The organism is Solibacillus sp. FSL K6-1781, from assembly GCF_038630735.1.
Classification (GTDB): Bacteria; Bacillota; Bacilli; order Bacillales_A; family Planococcaceae; genus Solibacillus; species Solibacillus silvestris.
The window spans coordinates 3907423-3925261 of sequence record NZ_CP152038.1; the positions used below are offsets into that span (position 1 = coordinate 3907423).

A 17839-nucleotide genomic window follows, 5' to 3' on the forward strand; every position below is an offset into this window, starting at 1 on the left:
TACTTGTTGTTATTTAATTACGCAAAGGCGTAATTGATTTCTTAGATTTTACCTACTAAATCTAAGCTTGGTGTTAAAGTTTCGCCGCCTTCTTCCCATTTAGCTGGGCAAACTTCACCTGGATTGTTACGTACATATTGAGCTGCTTTAATTTTGTTCACTAAAATCGAAGCGTCACGGCCGATGCCGCCAGCATTAATTTCTAATGCTTGTACAATACCGTCTGGATCGATGATGAATGTACCGCGCTCTGCTAAACCATCTTCTTCGTTTAATACGTCAAATGCCTTAGAAATTGTATGAGATGGGTCACCAATCATGATGTACTCAATTTTGCCAATTGTTTCAGATGTATCGTGCCATGCTTTGTGAGTGAAGTGTGTATCAGTCGATACTGAGTAAACTTCCACTCCTAAAGATTTTAAAGTAGCATATTCGTTTTGTAAGTCTTCCAACTCTGTTGGGCAAACGAATGTGAAGTCTGCTGGGTAGAAGCATACTACTGACCATTGTCCTTTGAAGTTTTCTGAAGTTACGTCGATGAATTCACCTTTTTGGAATGCTTTCGCTGCGAATGGTGCGATTTCTTTACCGATTAATGCCATTTTAAAATTCCTCCTATAACATATATCAATGAAATAATTATTATAAAATAATTATTATTACCATCTAGAATTATCTTATATTAGTAATATTTCGTCAACCTTCAGCTACCTAAATTCATGGAATTCTTCTTTAAAACCTACAAATTAATGTCAAACAGTAAAGCATCAATATTGTTAATACAATAAAATCGTCCTTTAAAATAAAATTTTGTCTATAATACATTATTTTTGTATATTTCATTTTAATGGAGATAATTATCCTATAACTAATATTCTTCCCTCACACTTTAACTGACAGCTAGTACTCTTTCTAATAGTTGCCATTCTCGATTAACATATGATCCTTCTTATAAACGAGAAAAATAGACATTTCTTCTCTCGATATTACCTTACAAATAAAAAGGTCTATGCAGAAAGCTTTCACTTCCTGCATAGACCTTTCTTTAATTAATTTGTAAATGACAGCACAGCATTTTTGTATTTCGTTAAAAATGCAGCAGCCTCGCTTTTCGTTGTGTACTCGAACATACGAATGTCATTTGGATTATTGAACACTGTTACTACCCACATATTGTTTCCGCTCCTTTTAAAGTCTTTATTTTGTATATGATAAGATTGCATTTGTATATTTTTCTAACTTGGACGTCGCTTCATTTTTTGTCGTATATTCGAATATACGGATATCGTTTATATTGTTAAATACCGTTACTACCCACATGTTTCATTCTCCTTTTTTATAAAACTGTATTATAAATAGTCGATTGTTCCGTGACAGTTGCAAATTGTTATATAACACTCTTTCTGTTTTCTATTTTACTCTAATTTATTTAAAATGAAACCTTAAAATCCCTCTTTTCACAATGTGTTCATAATTTATCTGATTTCTTTGAACACTTTGTGAAAGTCCTGGATTCAAGGTTTTAAACAAAAAACAGAAGAATAAACAGTAAGCCAGCAAGTTCTGTTATAGCACAGAATAATAACGCTTACATATAAAATTGCGTTCATATTCAATTGGCCATTTTTTCATTTTCAATACTGAATGAAAATAAAAAAGGAATGGGATATAACCCAAAAATGCCATTTTTCTCTGAAAGAAAAATGGCATTTTTGTTGAGAGTAAAATTGATTTCCATTCCGGGACGCTTTCCGCGGGCGTGAGGCCAACAGGATGTTGGTCACAAAAGCGTTGCCACAGGACGTGGCGTTCTTAGCTTTTGTTCCTAGTCTCAGGCGTCACGCTATTCCCGCAGGAGTCACCCTCCATTCCAATCAATTTTATAAAATATTCGTTCCCTAATAAGGATTTTCCTTATTTAATGAAATTCTACTTCTGTCCGAACCTCTTTTCCTATTATGCTTTCCGCTGAATAATACCCATTGCAGTATTGGTCCAACGTTCTACTTCGGCTTGTCGGTTTGGATCATTGTTCGCTTTCTTCATAACCTTCGCAGTCGCATCGTGTGAGACATCACTCACTTGGTTTAATACATCACCTGTATGTTTGATAGATTGAATGACAGACTGGACAGATTCTTTTTTAAATTCGATATCTGCTTTCATACGATCGACTGTTGTTGTTAATTTTGTTGTTTCCGTTTGAATTGGGTTCAGCTGTTTTTTCATTCCTTCAGCATGTGCCAATAACAGAGTTACAACTTTTTTTATCGGTCCAATTACTGCAACAATACAGACGATTAACAGAACTACAGCAATTCCTAATATAACGAGAGCTGCTAAAAACCATGGATTCATAAAATATGCCTCCTTATTAAAATTCCTATATTCCTTACTTATACCCAACTTACTCCTAACAATACACTAAATACTTTGTCATGTAAGTTAAAAAATTTCATTTAAATATGCCTGCTTTTATAGATAACGTCTTGCACCTGAATAGTTCTTTTTGTAAACACCGTTGTTCATCGATTCGATTTTTACTTTTGATGCGTAGTGTGGTGCATGTAACATTTTACCGTCACCGATATAAAGTCCAACATGGTACACTTTCCCTTTGCCGCCATTATACGCAAAGAATACAAGGTCCCCCGCCTTTAAATTCTTCTTTGCAACGGCTTTCCCACCAGTTGCCTGATAGAATGAATCCCTCGGAATCATGATGCCGTGTGTACGGAATACTGCATATAAAATACCCGAGCAGTCATAGCCCCATGAAGAGGTTCCTGCCCATAGATACGGTAAATCTAAATAACGCTTCGCTTCATTAATAATTGTAGTCGCTGTCGGTTTTGGAACTTCACTATAGGATGCATGGGATTTGGCTGCACTTTTCTTTAATAGTTTAACCCCGTCACCTGGTGTCTCTACATAATAATATTTCGCAGTCTCATCAATGACCGGCAAAATTGTTGCATAGCTAATTTGTAAATATTTTGTTTTCGCATCTTTTTCTAATAGATTCGTTTTATCTGCAGTAACAATCGCAATGGCGCAGTCATCATAGTTTTTATTCGTTGCCACAACATGAGACTGTGGAACCCATCCAGGATAACCTGCTTTTAAATACGGTACATATTGATCTTTTGCCGCAATACGTTGCCATTTTCCTTTCGTTTCAAGCAACGTTACTTCATCGCCATATAATGCCTGGGTATCCGTACGTCCAACGAGCCATTTCTTTTGCGACAGGCTTAATGATGAAATCCATTTTTGCATTTCTACCGGATTTTTTGTCGAAGGGTAATCAACAGCACGTGCCTGGTTAGGTTTATTCCATAAATTCGTTACTGCGACATCGATTACATAACGTTTTTTCGCCGTTTCTTTTACACAGCTTTGGAACACAGGCTGTTCAGGTTCGGTAGGTCTTAGTGATGGCTCAACTATTCTTGCAAGATACGAAATAAAAATCCCACGCGTCATCATATCACTTGGATTGAACTTTTCGTTTTTTGCCGGGAATACAATTTTGTTTGCTACTAAAGCTTCAATCGCAGTTGCTGCACTATGATTTTTGGTAATATCCGAATATGGAATGGTTGTCTGTCCAGATAACTGAAACGCAGGTGCCAATATTTTCACCGCCTGTGCACGCGTTAATTTTGCATCCGGATTAAACTTCCCTTCATACCCTGTCATCATCCCAAGTTCAGTAATTGCTGCAATGACAGGCATTCGAGGATCTTCTGCCGGAATGTCTAAATATGTAGGAATTGCACTCATTTCTAAATCGATTTGCAGTGTGCGTACGATAAACTCCGCCACTTCATACCTTGTTATTGGATCATCGGCACGAAAAGTATCATTTGGCGATTGTATTACTCCACCTAAATTATTTAACACTGTAAGCTCTTCATTAAGTTTAGAGTCACTTTTCACATCCGTAAATATTTGGGCATAGCCTGTATTTGCCGCAGCTGCAACCAACAGACAAATTACCCCAATTTGAATTAAAACTTTCCTGATCATATTCATATTCCTACGCTCCATTTTCCTTAGCCCCCTATAGTATTAAATTTTACCTAGAATTGTATGATTTTACCTTTCTTTCTAAATATAATAGTATTTATTGTAATTTTTTTCTATGTTATTTCGTCACTATTTTTAGATCTTTACAAATTTTTATTATTAAGCCTTATTTAATTGGTTCATTTTTAGTTGGAATTTTTTCACGTGAAACATAATGTGACAACTTTCGCTAAGTTAGCACATTATTTTTTTGTACTACAGGCTCCTTTTAGTTAACAGCGAATTCATTATATTAATATTTTTCAAACGTTTTTATTGCATGTTACGTTACGTCAGCTTTTATACTACATATAAGGAGTGAGGAATATGTATTCAATCGGGGAATTTTCTAAAAAGACCGGCATTACAATTCGGACTTTACGTTATTACGGAGAAAAGGGTTTACTAAAACCTGCCCGTATTTCTGAAGGCGGTCAGCGCTATTATAATGACGCTAATATCATAACTGTCCAAAAGATTGTGACTTTCAAATATCTTGATTATTCTCTAGAGGAAATTAAAGAGCTGCTCAAAAAAGATGATTCTTTGCTCCAATCTTTGGAACATCAAAAATTGCAGTTACTAAAGAAGAAAAAGCAGCTGGAACAAATGCTTGCAACGATTGATACGGCTATTCATATCCATCAGGGAAATATGGCCGTTGATTCTACTACATTACTGCTCGTTATTCACAGTTTACTGACAGAGGATGCGCAAAAGGATTATTTGAGGCAATATATTTCGGAGCCGCTCATTGAACGTATATACAATTTTCTAGATATAAATTTTATCGAAATAAATCGACGTTATATTGAAAGTCTCCACGAAATTAAGCAGGCTTATCAGGCTCCACCGGAAGACACGATGCTAAAAGAACTGATCGAACGGCTATTTTCTATTATTCCGCAAGAATTAACCAAAAGTATTGCACAGGAATTTGAAAAGCATGCAACCGTAGATTTTGATAATTGGCTTTTTGCGATTCCGCTTACTAGTGAAGAAGAAAATTGGCTATTGGAGCAAGCCGCAAGATTGAACATATTAGAGGAGGTTATTACATGAACGTTAAACTAAAGCAATTATGGGAACTCATTAAAAAAAGTAAATTCCCCAAAAAACTCGTCATCATTGTTTTTGTATTAAGTATTATCGAAACACTTGCTTCGCTTGCTGTACCATTATTTACAATGAATATGATCAACGATTTTTCGACGACAGGTTTTGCATGGACAGCGGTCACTGCCGTTGCACTTATTTTAGTCGTGCAGGCGGTTCTTAGTGGTTTTACCTATTTTCTAATGCGTATGCTCGGTGAACGGATTGTTGCGAATTTACGAAACACACTTTGGCAGCATATTTTATATTTAAAAACGCCTTACTTTGATGCACACGAATCCGGTGAAACGATGAGCCGTATTACGCAAGATACGAGTGTCGTAAAAGAACTCGTGACCGACCATCTCGTAAGCTTTGTATCGGGCATTTTTTCTATTATCGGCGCGATTGGCATTTTACTGTGGATTGACTGGAAAATGACTCTGCTTATGTTAATCGCCGTACCTCTTGCAATTTTTGTGACATTGCCACTTGGACAAAAAATGCATAAGATTGCCAAGGCTAATCAGGATGAGCTTGCTTCATTCAGTGGACACCTGGGACGTGTGTTATCTAATATCCGACTTGTAAAATCTTCGCAAACCGAAACTTTGGAAAAAGAACGGGGTGAAACTCGCATTGAGCAGCTTTACCGATTTGGTTTAAAAGAAGCGAAAATCCTGGCTATTTTATCCCCGATCATGACACTCATTATGATGATTGTCCTAATACTTTTATTCGGATATGGGGGCACACAAGTATCTTCAGGAGCGATTTCTTCAGGGGAGCTTGTTGCGATAATGATTTACCTTGTGCAAATCATCATTCCTTTTACACAAATGGCAACATTTTTTACAGCATTACAGAAAGCACTTGGTGCAACAGAACGTATTCAAGCAATCATTGCGCAGGCAACCGAAAGGATATCCGGCCTTTCAATTCCTGCGTCTGCACAAAATATTATTTTCCAAAATGTAAAGTTTCAATATGCTGACCAGCCCATTTTAAAAGGAATGAACTTTACGATTCCCTCTGGCAAAACAACGGCATTTGTTAGCAGTAGTGGCGGCGGGAAAACGACGATGTTTTCATTAATCGAGCGTTTTTATGAAGCAACAGAGGGCAAAATTTTATATGGGCAGACAACTATTGAACAGTATGATTTATACGAATGGCGGAAACTGTTTGGCTATGTGACGCAAGACGCCCCCCTTATGAATGGCTCGATCCGTGAAAATGTTTTGTATGGTCAACACGATGCAACAGACGACCAAGTTGTGGAAGCATTGCGGGCAGCATATGCCTACGATTTTGTAATTGCACTTGAACAAGGACTCGAAACCGAAGTTGGTGAAGGTGGCATTAAACTATCAGGCGGCCAAAAGCAACGGATTGCAATTGCCCGTGCGATTCTACGCGACCCTCAAATATTATTGCTTGATGAGGCGACATCGAATTTGGACAATGAATCTGAACGTGAAGTCCAGCTTGCTTTACAGGCATTGATGAAAAACCGAACGACTGTCATTATCGCACATCGTCTTTCTACAATTACAAATGCCGACCAGATTTTACTATTTGAAGACGGGCAGCTGTCAGGCGCAGGTACACACGCGGAGCTTATTAACTCACATTCATACTACAAGCAGCTATGGTCTAAAATGCAAGTGATTTAGCATGAAAAGTGCTCGAAGGAAACTTCGCAGCACTTTTCCCCCTATAGAAAAACACGCCAAAAGTTAATTTACTTTTGACGTGCTGTATTTCATTTCTAAGCTTTCAATTGAGCAAACTGTATATGCTTACAATGTTTTTTCAAGATATCCAATACTTCATTTAAAAAACTAATTTCATCTTTTTCAACCATCCAGGCGTTTTCATCATGCTGAGCAACATACGTACTGCTTACATATGGGGCATTTTCTGCTGTAATGAGACGCACATAGCCGAATGTCATACCGGCTTCCTTGTAATCGACTCTCAATATGTCATTGTATGAAATGGTTTTCATCCGAGGCTTTGATTTATTTATAAATAGAAACTTTTCGCCAGCATAGTCAATTGTTATATCCGTTTTATCAAGCGACACCTTATAGCCACCAAATAATTTAAAGCTAAATGTTTTCATCGTTAACGACTCCATTTCAACTATCATTAGTTTTATTATACGGATTGTACCGATGAATTTCTAACTTTTACATAGATTACTGTGCTAAAAGATCCTCCACCGTAATTTTCCCATTGCTCGTTTTTAATTGAATTGTGTGTTCTTTAGTGCCATGGGAATAATGCGATGTTTTTTCATTATAAATGGATACGGATCCCCATGCTGTCCAACTATCAATTTCAATATTTTGAAGTTTTCCTTCTGTACTTAATATGATTTGCCCATTATCAGATACAAAATTTAATGGTGATTGAACAGATTTTAGCTGGGCAACAATTCGGCCATTTCGTGACTGCGCATGAATTTTGCCTACCACATTTTTAATCTCAACACGTCCGTTATCAGATTCTAACTGAAGCTCTTGACCCATTACATCCTCTGCAATAATCCTTCCATTATTGGAACTAGCTTTTACATGTTCAATATTCGTTTCTGTAAGCACCACTCGGCCATTATCAGAATGAGCATCAAGTACTTTTCCTTGAATATGATCCGTTAAAATACGGCCATTATCTGATTTTAGATAAAATTGCTGTGCGATTGTTTCAGACACCTTAATTTTGCCGTTGTCATTTTGAATCACGAGCTTTTCATATTGTTTTTTAGGCAGATAAATGACTGTATCAATTGTGTTGATTGTCCCTACTATTGTAATGAACCAAAAACGACGGACCTGCTCCTGACGCTTTATAGAGATGAAAAGTGTGTCATCTTTTATTAGCATGGATGCTTCAGTCAAATGGTCCTTATCCTTTGTTTCTATTAGAGCCTCGTCAGCGTCAGTTGGAACAATTACAACATTCACACCGTTAGCCTCAATATCTACATTTCGATACGGAATTGGCTTATCATTTTTCATAACCGCCACATTTTCCATAAAGTCTTCTTCATCATATGAAGCAAGGAGCTCTTCAGCCAGCTCTTCAATATTTCCGAATGATTTTATAATTTCTTCAGTTGTCTTTCCTTCTGCACGGCCATTTTCGAAGTATTCTTCAAAGTCTCTGCGGATGTCATCTCTTTCTTGCTGTTGTAATTTCACTAAATGGTTATCAAGTAAATCTAAAAACTGTTGTTCATTCATTTTTATTTGCTCCCTTGAATTAAAGTATTTACACCCGAAATAAAACTTTCCCATTCATTACGTAAGCTCTGTAGTTGTTCAATCCCTAGTTCGGTAATCTGATAATATTTACGCGGCGGGCCTTCTGTTGATTCCATTAAATATGTTGTAAATAGACCGTCTTTTGTTAACCTGCGTAACAGCGGGTATACCGCTCCTTCTGATATTTCAATTTGTGTAGAAATTGCTTGCACAAGCTCATATCCATACATATCTTTCTTTTCTAATAAGGCGAGGACACATAAATTCAACACACCTTTTTTAAATTGAGGATTCATTATTTCACCTCACTACTATTTAATATACAATAGTGTAACAAACACTACTGTTCATTGCAAGGTAGTGTACAAAAAATAATTGTGCTAAGATTTATCCTCAGCACAATTTTTGTTCGTTAAAACCTTCTATAAGGTCTGTCGTTCGAATAATGGATTGCCGTCCACATTAACGTCGCGATTAATACTAACTCAAAGGCATTTGTAATCGCGTCACTACCAATATCAATCGGAACTGCACTACCGATTGTCATAACAATTGTACCGACAAGCATCCACCACCATTTTCTTTTCCGGGCAAGCATGATCGCAGCGATTAATAAGGCCACAAGAACAATCAAAATCATTGGGGGCGGTCCGGAAGCTGCTTCTGTTGTACTGTAGCTTATTACACCATACGATTCCTCCGGCGCTAGTTCCAGCCCACTCAGTTCCGCAAAATATTCAACAATCATTGCAACAACCCATAAAGCGCCAAATGTAAACGAAACCCATTCCTTATAGGCAAAATGAAGGTTTGCCTCTTTCATTATAAACAGGGAAAAAAGTATTAAAGTAGGTGTGAATATTGCATGGAGCCAAAATCTGCCATAACTTAGGTTTTCAAGCAGCTCTCCCTCTCCGATAACATGGCCTAAAGCTAATATTGCATTATCATAAATTAGGGCAGCAATAACTAAAAATAAAATGGCGGATGCAGTTTTTTTATGTTTTGCCATTCCCCAGACGAAGATGGCAATATAGGCAATCGTGAAAAGTCCGAATATATAAGGATCCATCATACCCCTCCTTTTAATTACTATTCTTTCCCCTTTACCCCAAAATTAAGTTATTAAATATTTCAAGATTAGAAAGGGGCACGAGCGGGAAATATTCTTTAGATGAATAAAGGGGGAACTATTTATGGAATTACACAATGGTTTATTATTTTGGCCGACTACACTTGTAAAAGAACCGCACACGAACCCACCAATTAAACCTCATTATGACGCGATTATCGTAGGTGCCGGAATGAGCGGGATATTGACGGCGAAAGCACTAATTGATGAAGGATTATCAGTAGCCGTTATAGAACGAAATGAACTCGGCTCAGGCAGTACTTCGGCCAATACAGGACTACTTCAATATTCAAATGATATTCAATTACACGAACTTTGCGATTTAATTGGAGAAGAGGATGCTGTACGTTTTTATAAACTATGCTTGGAGGCAGTTGACCAGCTTGAAAAAACTGCCCAGCCGTTAAAAGATCAGGCAGATTTCATTCGACGTCCGAGCATCTGTTTTGCCAGTGAAAAAAAAGATGTATCAAAACTTGAGCAGGAATGCGAGATTTTAGTAAAGCACGGATTCTCTGCTGAGTTTTGGAATGAACTTGTCGTAGAAAAGCGCTTACCATTTAAAGCACCTGCTGCTCTGTACACAAATAATGATGCGGAAATGAACCCTTACAAATTCGTTGTTTCGTTAACTGAACAGCTTATTACTAAAGGACTAGATTTATTTGAAAATACGTACGCCAATATTATAGAGGATGAAGGAAATGACATTATTTTGCACACAATGAACGGCATTTTTAAAACATCCCGTATTATATACACGACCGGATATGATCGTCTTCCTTATGGAAAAATGAAGGGAGCTGACATTAACCGTTCCTATGCGATTGTGACAGAGCAAAAACCAACCTTTGAGAGCTGGTATGAAAATGCACTCATTTGGGAAACTGCCCGCCCATATTTGTATATGCGAAAAACGGTAGATCACCGCATTATAATCGGAGGATTAGACGAAAAAAAAGCCAATCCTGCCAAGGATGAATCAAAAGTGGAAGCAATGGCAAATATGCTGCTTGATAAACTTCATGAATTAATACCTGGCGAAACCTTCCATGCACCGTATAAATATTGTGCTTCCTTCGGTGAGTCATTAGACCATCTACCATTCATCGGACAGCACCCAGAACAGCCAAATCACTATTACCTGCTTGGATTTGGAGGGAACGGCACGGTTTATAGCATGCTTGGCTCCCAAATAATTGCTGATTTAATTATGAATCGACCGAACGACGATGCACGTCTTGTGACATTGGACCGGAAATATGGAATTAAATAACCATAAAGTCCCCTATTGCTGGAATTCTATTTTTAATTCCGCTTCTTTGTTATAAGCTATTAAGTAAAAGGGGTGCTTTTTTGTGGTTTTTAAATCAAAAGTGGATATTTGGATGGCGTTCATATTTATTCTTGTGCCATCCTCAATGATATACGGGGTCATTACCGAGCCAAGTGCTGTTTTACTGCTTGTTACGGCATTCATTATTGTTTTATTATGCATACTGTTTTTCGGTACCAAATACGTAATTGAAGCGGATGAACTCATCGTTTACGGTGGTATTTATAAAAAGCGAATTCCGATTAAGCAAATACGAAGCTTGCGTCCATCGAAAAATCCTCTATCGGCTCCGGCAATGTCAATCGACCGTATTGAAATTACATTTGATCCGCATATTCAGGTTATTCTTATATCCCCAAAAGAAAAGGAGCTGTTTGTAAAAAAGCTTCTTGAAATCAATCCAAGTATTACACTCAAGTCGTAAGAAGTCCACGCAAATTGTATCAGCAATCTGCGTGGATTTTTTACACGAGTATCCCTTTTTCACTTAAACGTTTTGAAAAATCATCAATTGTTAAAGGACGACTATAATAGTAACCCTGTACAAATTCACAATCAAATTCCCGTAAAAGGTGTAAATCTGCATGTTCCTCAACACCTTCCGCCACTACTTTTAAATTAAGTGCGCGTGCCAAAGAAATCATTGCGGAAACCATGGCAATGTCTGCGTTGTTCTTATACATTTCGTGAATGAACGTACGGTCGATTTTTAATAAATCTACCGGAAATTTCTTTAAATAGCTTAATGAGGAATAGCCAGTCCCAAAATCATCAATAGCTAACGTAATATCCATTTCACTTAATTGCTTGATCGTATGGAGCAAATCTGAATTTTGATCTAAGAAACTCATTTCTGTTATCTCGATTTCCAGTGCGCTTGGAGAAATTTCATGCTGCTGTAAAATTCGATTTAAGCGCACAATAAAGTTTTCTGCTTTCAAATGGTTCGGTGAAATATTAACAGCCACACGGAGGTTTAAATTATATCGTTCATTCCATTCTGTTACTTGGCGACCTGCTTTAGCAATAACCCACTCACTAATATCACTGATCAAACCAAACTCTTCCGCAAATGGTATGAACTGATCCGGTGGTACGAAACCAAGCTCATCATCAAACCAGCGAATCAGGGCTTCCATACCTTCAATTTTATTTGTTTGCAAATTCACTTTCGGTTGATAATACAGTTCAAATGCCTCTTTTTTAATGGCATCATGTAACTTTGTTTCCAATGTTAGTAGTTGATTATACGAAAAACGCTGTTGCTTTTTATAAATGACAAAACCTTTGTTATTGCTTTTTTTCGCCTTATACATCGCAATATCAGCATATTTTAAAATGTCTTGTGCCGAATAGCCATGTTCCGGGTAATTTACCGCCCCGATACTGATCGAAGCATAAAAAGTATGGTTATTTAAATTAAATTGGCTTTTAAATAGTGCTTGTATATCCTCTGCAGCACTTTCCAGTAGATCTGAATTTCTTAAAATACAGATGAATTCATCTCCGCTCAAACGATAAAAAGTTATAAACGGACTAGTCAATGTTTTTGTTCGCTCCGCAATTTCTGCTAAAAACATATCCCCGACATGGTGCCCTAAACCATCATTTATATTTTTAAACCGATTGACATCAAATAACATGAGTGAAAATGGCTGTTGTTCAACTTCGATTAGCGTTTTTAAATCATTAAGCAACATCCGGCGATTTGGCAGTCCTGTCAGATCATCATGGTGTGCAATATGTATCATTTCCCCAATCTTCTTTTGTGCGGTAATATCTGTACGAATCGAAATATACTGATAGGGCTTTCCTTTCGCATTCAAAAACGGTACAATCGTCGTCTGTACCCAATAGATTGAACCATCCTTTGCGCGGTTACACACTTCTCCGTTCCATGTCTTGCCTGAACCTATCGTACGCCACATTTCCTTAAAAAAAGTTTTGGGATGATAGCCTGAATTTAAAAGACGGTGATCTTTACCAATGAGTTCACAACGTTCGTATTTGGAAATTTTACAAAATCGGTCATTTACAATTGTGATAATGCCTTTTTGATCTGTAACTGCCAAAATGGACGATTCGTCTAATGCAACTTTAATATTTTGTAATTCTTCTACAGTCAATTGCATTGAACCTAGTACATTTGTATCTTCTATTTTTACCATCTACCCACCAACTTCTATTTAGTGATTCTTTTCTAGTGCATTTTCGGAAAATTTGCATTCTTTAATTCATAATTATAGTTCTTAGTTAATAATTTTGGTAGTTCTTTTAGATTATATCGCCTTTTTTTCATAATTTTTTATTTTTTCCATTTCATTTTGTAAATAAAAATAATAGTTATCTTTTTCCCAACTATAAATTTCTAGAAATATTTCATGGAGATTCTCTATTAAATGTTCAAAAACCTCTTCTTTCGGTGGAATATTCTGATAAAATGATAGTAATTTCCAGTGAAAGGATTGATGAAAATGAAAATATTTATGAAGGTGATTGAAAAGTAATCTTTCGACTCTTTTCAATCAGATGAACATCAAATTATTTTGAAAAGAGGAAAACAATGTACACAGATCAGGAATTAACTATCCGACCAATAACAGAACAAGATATGGAACGCTTATGGGAACTGATATATAAAGATGAACAGCCCGAGTGGAAAAAGTGGGATGCACCGTACTATCCGCATAGAGCGATTCCTTATGAACAATTTATCCAGACAAATCAGGATTGGATCGGGGATGAAAGCTTTTGGGTCATTGAAGTATCGGGAGTCGTTCGCGGAATTATCTCCTACTACTGGGAACATGAACCGTCAAAGTGGCTGGAGATGGGCATTATCCTGCATGAAGGGCATTTATGGGGAAAAGGCATCGGAACTCGAGCATTAAAATTATGGATTGCCCATTTATTTCATACAATGCCATTAGTGCGTGTTGGTTTTACGACATGGTCAGGCAACGAACGCATGATTCGTGTTGGCGAAAAGCTCGGAATGCAGCTAGAAGCAAGAATTCGTAAAGTCCGCTATTACGAAGGGCATTATTATGACTCGATTCGCATGGGGTTACTTAGAGAAGAATGGGAAGCTTTGAATAACGACTAATTTTTCAGGGGTGGAGAAGATGAGCGTAAAAGAGAAACTGCAAGCAAACTATGAGAACATGGTTGAAATTCGAAGACATCTGCATATGTATCCGGAGCTTTCATTCAAAGAAGTTAATACACCAAAACTAATTGCTGAAAAGCTTCGTTCTTTTGGTATTGAGGTAAAAGAAAATGTTGGCGGAAATGGCGTCGTTGGCCGCTTAGAAGGCGCTTACGACGGACCGACAATTGCGTTCCGCGCCGATTTTGATGCACTTCCGATTCAAGATGAAAAAGAAGTACCTTACAAATCAAAAGTCGATGGAGTAAGCCATGCTTGTGGTCAAGATATCCATACAGCCGCACTGCTCGGTTTAGCAAAATCACTTGCTGACAACCGTGATGTGCTTCACGGCAATATTGTATTCATCCATCAATTTGCGGAAGAAGTCGTACCAGGCGGTGCAAAAGCTATGGTAGAAGCAGGTTGCCTGGAAGGCGTCGACTATGTGTACGGTTCACATGTATCTTCATGGAGCGAATTAGGTACTGTACTGTTTTGTGAAGGCTACGCAATGGCGGCTGCGGACTTCTTTGAGCTTACTATTCAAGGTAAAGGCGGACATGGCGCATCACCTCATGAAACAATAGACCCGATTGTTGCAGCGGCACAGTTTGTATTTGGAGTGCAGCCGATCGTCAGCCGAAATACAGATCCAATTGAATCTGCTGTTATTACAATCGGAAAAATTGAAAGTGGCACAGTCGGCAATGTCATTCCCGATAAGGCCCATTTAACGGGGACTGTTCGTACATTCAATCCAGCAATCCGCGATATGGTGGAGCAAAAGTTAAACAACTTATGCAAAGCGATTGAAATTCAGTACGGGGCCAAACTTGAATTTAACTATACACGTGGTTATGATGCTGTATATAATCACCCGCCCGAAACAGCTATGCTTCGAGAAGCTGTTTCAATCAACCTGCCAGATTTGCAAGTACTAAATGCCCCACCTCGCATGGGAGCAGAAGACTTCACCTATTATTTACAGGAAAAGCCGGGGACGTTTTTCTTCACAGGTGGCGGCAATAAGGAAATTGAAGCTGTCTATCCGCATCACCATCCAAAATTCGATGTGGATGAACAGTCCATGCTGAATATTGCCGATGTGTTTGTGGAGGCATTGAAGCTTCATGGGGTTGTAAAATAAAATTAATTTTAATTTGAGCTATCATGTTCTAAAAGGAGGTTATAGAGATGAAAAAAGAAAAAAATGAGCTGCTGGAATGGATCAAAGTTATCGCCATAACCACCTTGTTTGTTGTAGCAATCCGGACGTTTATTTTCACTCCGATCGATGTGAAAGGTGCTTCCATGATGCCGACATATGAAGACGGAGACCGGATTATCGTCAATAAAATCGGAAAGACGCTTCATGATTTTGAGCGATTTGATGTCATTGTATTCGATGGTTTAGAAAGTGAGTATTTTATTAAACGGATTATCGGCCTTCCAGGTGATCAAATCGAATATAAAGACGATGTACTTTATATAAATGGTCAGAAAGTCGATGAGCCCTATTTGGATGAATACAAATCTTCTCTTAACGATCCAGGTGATTTGACTCCTGACTTCACGCTGGAAGATCTGGCAGGTGTATCAGAAATTCCGAATGACTATTATTTTGTAATGGGCGATAATCGCCGCAAAAGTAGTGACAGCCGAGATCCACGCATTGGTCTTGTCTCAAAGGAACATATTCTTGGCTCTGCATCTATCCGATTTTACCCGCTCGACTCATTAGGTTTGGTAAAATAATCCGAAAAACAGACTTGCCGTGATTGCTTTCATTAGCAATTGCGGCTTTTTTGTATTTAATTAAGCATAAAATAAATTACATAATGACATATATAAATTGCATTTAGAATTATATATTGTATAATAAGCTTAATAATATTAATTTGGGGAGGGAATATGATGGGATTTTGGAACAAAAAAGTGGTCGATGAGCGCGTGTACAACATGCAAAATAAAATTTACCGGGAAATATATTTACTCACGATGATGATTGTTCTCGTGTCGATTGGGGTTAAATTTTATCGCTTCGGAGTAAGTATGGAGTCAGTTACTACAGAGATAGTCATTTTAATAGGCGTCAGTTTATACTACGGCTTCCGTTCCTCACAACTTGGAGTATTTTCGGATGAAGTTGAACTTCATGATGCCAACAGCAAATTTTCATACAGCACAAAACAGCTAATCATCGGTATTGGCATGGGGCTGGTTATCGCACTTTTCATGGGGATTAACAGTGCGTACCAGTATGCAGACAGTTCATCTCAGGCTATTGAATATTTCTTTTTAGTATTTTTCGTTTCACTCATTATTTACGTTCCATTTTATTTACTGCTTTTATTTGCTGCCTATAAAAGTGCCTTGAAAAAAAGCCAAAAGGTAAACAGCAAAATGCTTGAAGAAGATGATGATGTGGGGCGATACCAATGAAAAATATCCGCTTAAAGATGGCCCGGATTGAACATGATCTATCACAGGATGAGCTCGCAAAAAAGGTTGGGGTCACACGCCAAACAATCGGACTCATTGAGCTTGGCAAATACAATCCGACATTAAGTGTATGTATCGCAATATGTAGAACATTGAATAGAACTTTGGATGAACTATTTTGGGATGAACAATCCGAATAAAAGCAATCATTATAAAAAGGAGCATAAAAGTTTTTTCACTTTTACGCTCCTTTTAATTTCCTATAATTCTAGCTTATACAATTGATCATCCTTTTCTTCTGGTGTACCTCGCCCGTCCGTATTATTCGTAATCCAGTACAATGTATTCTCTTCAATCCATACATCGCGGATTCTGCCTACATTATTGACGATTTCTTTTACTTCTTTTGACTTTAAATCGAATTCGAGCAATGCTGTCCCCCGGAGTGCCGCAACATATAGTTTGTTGTCATAGAATGCTATACCTGAAGGGGCCCATGTACTTTCACTCCCCGAGGTGAACAAAGGGGATATGAATCCTTCTTGCTCTTCCTCTCCTTCAATTATAGGCCAGCCGTAATTTTGTCCAGCTTCAATTTTATTAATTTCATCATTTGCGCTTTGCCCATGCTCACTTGCATACATTGTTCCATCAGTTGACCAGGTGATGCCTTGCGGGTTTCGGTGTCCGTAGCTATACACGTATAAATGCGGAAAAGGATTATCGTCTGGAATGCTTCCGTCCAAATTCATGCGCAATATTTTCCCGCTAAGTGTAGTCAGGTCCTGTGCAGTTTGCGGATTCGATGCATCACCTGCTGTCACATAAAGCTTTTGATCCGGACCGATCTTTACGCGTCCGCCGTGATGATATTTACCACTAGGTATTTGATCAAGAAGTAACCGCTTCTCCCGCCAGCTATCATTCTCCTGTTGAAGCACTACAATTCGATTATACTGCTCACTCGCTGTTTCATACGTATAATAAGCGTAGGCTTCATTTGACTGTACAAAATCCGGCGCCAGTACAAAGCCAAGCAGCCCTGCCACAGATGCAGTGGAAAGTGTTTTTTCAAGTTTTACAGCCTGCCTTGTCATTTCCCCTTGCTCTACTTTTACAATATGCCCTGTTCGCTCCGTTATATAAAAAGTGTCTCCAAGTTTATTAATAGCCCATGGTGCTTCAAGATTGGTAGCGATTGTTTTGTATTGTTCTATACTTTGAGAGTTATTTGCGACGGTAGAGGGTTGTATTTCATTTGTGGAACATCCTGTTAAACATAACAACGTAATTCCTACTCCAACAAATGATTTCTTCAAAGAAAAACCTCCCTTTGC

The 17839-nt window shown here is 37.8% G+C and carries 20 protein-coding genes; 9 read left to right on the plus strand and 11 right to left on the minus strand.

Annotated elements, in window-relative coordinates; genetic code table 11:
* Positions 1-41: 41 nt before the first annotated feature.
* From ahpC to MHH37_RS19800, 5 genes are all read right to left on the minus strand, one after another.
* Positions 42-605, minus strand: coding sequence for an alkyl hydroperoxide reductase subunit C (gene ahpC / locus MHH37_RS19780; RefSeq protein ID WP_008405891.1), 564 nt, complete (start codon positions 603-605; stop codon positions 42-44).
* Between the two features lie 447 nt (positions 606-1052).
* The gene (locus MHH37_RS19785) at positions 1053-1175 is read right to left on the minus strand and encodes a hypothetical protein (RefSeq protein ID WP_342574360.1); all 123 of its coding nucleotides are present in this window, start codon (positions 1173-1175) and stop codon (positions 1053-1055) included.
* A 25-nt stretch (positions 1176-1200) separates the two neighbouring features.
* Complete coding sequence (locus tag MHH37_RS19790) at positions 1201-1323, minus strand: hypothetical protein (RefSeq protein WP_008405893.1); 123 nt, start codon at positions 1321-1323, stop codon at positions 1201-1203.
* Positions 1324-1959: 636 nt separating this feature from the next.
* On the minus strand, positions 1960-2361 hold the full coding sequence (locus tag MHH37_RS19795; RefSeq protein ID WP_014822483.1) for a DUF948 domain-containing protein: 402 nt from the start codon (positions 2359-2361) through the stop codon (positions 1960-1962).
* Positions 2362-2478: 117 nt separating this feature from the next.
* Entirely contained in the window at positions 2479-4056 is a 1578-nt protein-coding gene (locus MHH37_RS19800; RefSeq protein ID WP_342574361.1) for an NlpC/P60 family protein, read from the minus strand.
* A gap of 345 nt (positions 4057-4401) precedes the next feature.
* Between MHH37_RS19800 and MHH37_RS19805 the strand changes: the two genes are divergently transcribed.
* Together MHH37_RS19805 and MHH37_RS19810 are read left to right on the plus strand one after the other, a co-directional pair.
* On the plus strand, positions 4402-5136 hold the full coding sequence (locus MHH37_RS19805) for a MerR family transcriptional regulator (protein WP_014822481.1): 735 nt from the start codon (positions 4402-4404) through the stop codon (positions 5134-5136).
* Entirely contained in the window at positions 5133-6845 is a 1713-nt protein-coding gene (locus MHH37_RS19810; protein WP_342574362.1) for an ABC transporter ATP-binding protein, read from the plus strand. The genes MHH37_RS19805 and MHH37_RS19810 overlap by 4 nt, the downstream gene beginning before the upstream one ends.
* Before the next feature lie 95 nt (positions 6846-6940).
* Here MHH37_RS19810 and MHH37_RS19815 read toward each other — a convergent pair whose 3' ends face one another.
* The 4 genes from MHH37_RS19815 to MHH37_RS19830 all read right to left on the minus strand — a co-directional run bounded on the left by MHH37_RS19815 (position 6941) and on the right by MHH37_RS19830 (position 9513).
* Positions 6941-7297 carry a hypothetical protein gene (locus MHH37_RS19815; protein ID WP_008405898.1) on the minus strand — a complete coding sequence of 119 codons (357 nt, stop codon included), beginning with the start codon at positions 7295-7297 and terminating at the stop codon, positions 6941-6943.
* Positions 7298-7373: 76 nt separating this feature from the next.
* Positions 7374-8420, minus strand: coding sequence for a DUF4097 family beta strand repeat-containing protein (locus MHH37_RS19820; RefSeq protein WP_342574363.1), 1047 nt, complete (start codon positions 8418-8420; stop codon positions 7374-7376).
* Positions 8421-8422: 2 nt separating this feature from the next.
* Entirely contained in the window at positions 8423-8737 is a 315-nt protein-coding gene (locus MHH37_RS19825; RefSeq protein WP_008405902.1) for a PadR family transcriptional regulator, read from the minus strand.
* Between the two features lie 116 nt (positions 8738-8853).
* Positions 8854-9513 carry a phospholipid phosphatase gene (locus MHH37_RS19830; protein WP_340735839.1) on the minus strand — a complete coding sequence of 220 codons (660 nt, stop codon included), beginning with the start codon at positions 9511-9513 and terminating at the stop codon, positions 8854-8856.
* A 124-nt stretch (positions 9514-9637) separates the two neighbouring features.
* Between MHH37_RS19830 and MHH37_RS19835 the strand changes: the two genes are divergently transcribed.
* Positions 9638-10849 carry an FAD-dependent oxidoreductase gene (locus MHH37_RS19835; RefSeq protein WP_342574364.1) on the plus strand — a complete coding sequence of 404 codons (1212 nt, stop codon included), beginning with the start codon at positions 9638-9640 and terminating at the stop codon, positions 10847-10849.
* A gap of 82 nt (positions 10850-10931) precedes the next feature.
* Positions 10932-11333, plus strand: a complete 402-nt coding sequence (locus tag MHH37_RS19840; protein ID WP_065216107.1) for a PH domain-containing protein — start codon at positions 10932-10934, stop codon at positions 11331-11333.
* A 40-nt stretch (positions 11334-11373) separates the two neighbouring features.
* Here MHH37_RS19840 and MHH37_RS19845 read toward each other — a convergent pair whose 3' ends face one another.
* Positions 11374-13077 carry a GGDEF and EAL domain-containing protein gene (locus MHH37_RS19845; RefSeq protein ID WP_342574365.1) on the minus strand — a complete coding sequence of 568 codons (1704 nt, stop codon included), beginning with the start codon at positions 13075-13077 and terminating at the stop codon, positions 11374-11376.
* 395 nt (positions 13078-13472) lie between these two features.
* Here MHH37_RS19845 and MHH37_RS19850 point away from each other — a divergent pair, with 395 nt between their 5' ends.
* The 5 genes from MHH37_RS19850 to MHH37_RS19870 all read left to right on the plus strand — a co-directional run bounded on the left by MHH37_RS19850 (position 13473) and on the right by MHH37_RS19870 (position 16702).
* Entirely contained in the window at positions 13473-14015 is a 543-nt protein-coding gene (locus MHH37_RS19850; RefSeq protein ID WP_342574366.1) for a GNAT family protein, read from the plus strand.
* A 19-nt stretch (positions 14016-14034) separates the two neighbouring features.
* Positions 14035-15207, plus strand: a complete 1173-nt coding sequence (locus tag MHH37_RS19855) for an amidohydrolase (protein ID WP_342574367.1) — start codon at positions 14035-14037, stop codon at positions 15205-15207.
* Positions 15208-15254: 47 nt separating this feature from the next.
* On the plus strand, positions 15255-15815 hold the full coding sequence (gene lepB, locus MHH37_RS19860; protein WP_342574368.1) for a signal peptidase I: 561 nt from the start codon (positions 15255-15257) through the stop codon (positions 15813-15815).
* 159 nt (positions 15816-15974) lie between these two features.
* Complete coding sequence (locus MHH37_RS19865) at positions 15975-16502, plus strand: DUF6773 family protein (RefSeq protein WP_014822472.1); 528 nt, start codon at positions 15975-15977, stop codon at positions 16500-16502.
* Positions 16499-16702, plus strand: a complete 204-nt coding sequence (locus MHH37_RS19870; protein WP_008405912.1) for a helix-turn-helix transcriptional regulator — start codon at positions 16499-16501, stop codon at positions 16700-16702. Before MHH37_RS19865 ends, MHH37_RS19870 begins: the two co-directional genes overlap by 4 nt.
* 60 nt (positions 16703-16762) lie before the next feature.
* Here the strand turns inward: MHH37_RS19870 and MHH37_RS19875 are convergent, their stop codons facing one another.
* Positions 16763-17821 (minus strand): sorbosone dehydrogenase family protein, encoded by a 1059-nt coding sequence (locus MHH37_RS19875; protein WP_342574369.1) that lies wholly within the window; start codon positions 17819-17821, stop codon positions 16763-16765.
* Positions 17822-17839 lie beyond the last annotated feature (18 nt).

Coding starts and splice junctions, on each gene's coding strand:
- MHH37_RS19845 (WP_342574365.1), bottom strand. CDS start 13,077: ATGGTAAAAATAGAAGATACAAATGTACTAGGTTCAATGCAATTGACT.
- lepB (WP_342574368.1), top strand. CDS start 15,255: ATGAAAAAAGAAAAAAATGAGCTGCTGGAATGGATCAAAGTTATCGCC.
- MHH37_RS19790 (WP_008405893.1), bottom strand. CDS start 1,323: ATGTGGGTAGTAACGGTATTTAACAATATAAACGATATCCGTATATTC.
- MHH37_RS19820 (WP_342574363.1), bottom strand. CDS start 8,420: ATGAATGAACAACAGTTTTTAGATTTACTTGATAACCATTTAGTGAAA.
- ahpC (WP_008405891.1), bottom strand. CDS start 605: ATGGCATTAATCGGTAAAGAAATCGCACCATTCGCAGCGAAAGCATTC.
- MHH37_RS19805 (WP_014822481.1), top strand. CDS start 4,402: ATGTATTCAATCGGGGAATTTTCTAAAAAGACCGGCATTACAATTCGG.
- MHH37_RS19830 (WP_340735839.1), bottom strand. CDS start 9,513: ATGGATCCTTATATATTCGGACTTTTCACGATTGCCTATATTGCCATC.
- MHH37_RS19870 (WP_008405912.1), top strand. CDS start 16,499: ATGAAAAATATCCGCTTAAAGATGGCCCGGATTGAACATGATCTATCA.
- MHH37_RS19795 (WP_014822483.1), bottom strand. CDS start 2,361: ATGAATCCATGGTTTTTAGCAGCTCTCGTTATATTAGGAATTGCTGTA.
- MHH37_RS19785 (WP_342574360.1), bottom strand. CDS start 1,175: ATGTGGGTAGTAACAGTGTTCAATAATCCAAATGACATTCGTATGTTC.
- MHH37_RS19800 (WP_342574361.1), bottom strand. CDS start 4,056: ATGGAGCGTAGGAATATGAATATGATCAGGAAAGTTTTAATTCAAATT.
- MHH37_RS19810 (WP_342574362.1), top strand. CDS start 5,133: ATGAACGTTAAACTAAAGCAATTATGGGAACTCATTAAAAAAAGTAAA.
- MHH37_RS19825 (WP_008405902.1), bottom strand. CDS start 8,737: ATGAATCCTCAATTTAAAAAAGGTGTGTTGAATTTATGTGTCCTCGCC.
- MHH37_RS19815 (WP_008405898.1), bottom strand. CDS start 7,297: ATGAAAACATTTAGCTTTAAATTATTTGGTGGCTATAAGGTGTCGCTT.
- MHH37_RS19835 (WP_342574364.1), top strand. CDS start 9,638: ATGGAATTACACAATGGTTTATTATTTTGGCCGACTACACTTGTAAAA.
- MHH37_RS19865 (WP_014822472.1), top strand. CDS start 15,975: ATGGGATTTTGGAACAAAAAAGTGGTCGATGAGCGCGTGTACAACATG.
- MHH37_RS19855 (WP_342574367.1), top strand. CDS start 14,035: ATGAGCGTAAAAGAGAAACTGCAAGCAAACTATGAGAACATGGTTGAA.
- MHH37_RS19850 (WP_342574366.1), top strand. CDS start 13,473: ATGTACACAGATCAGGAATTAACTATCCGACCAATAACAGAACAAGAT.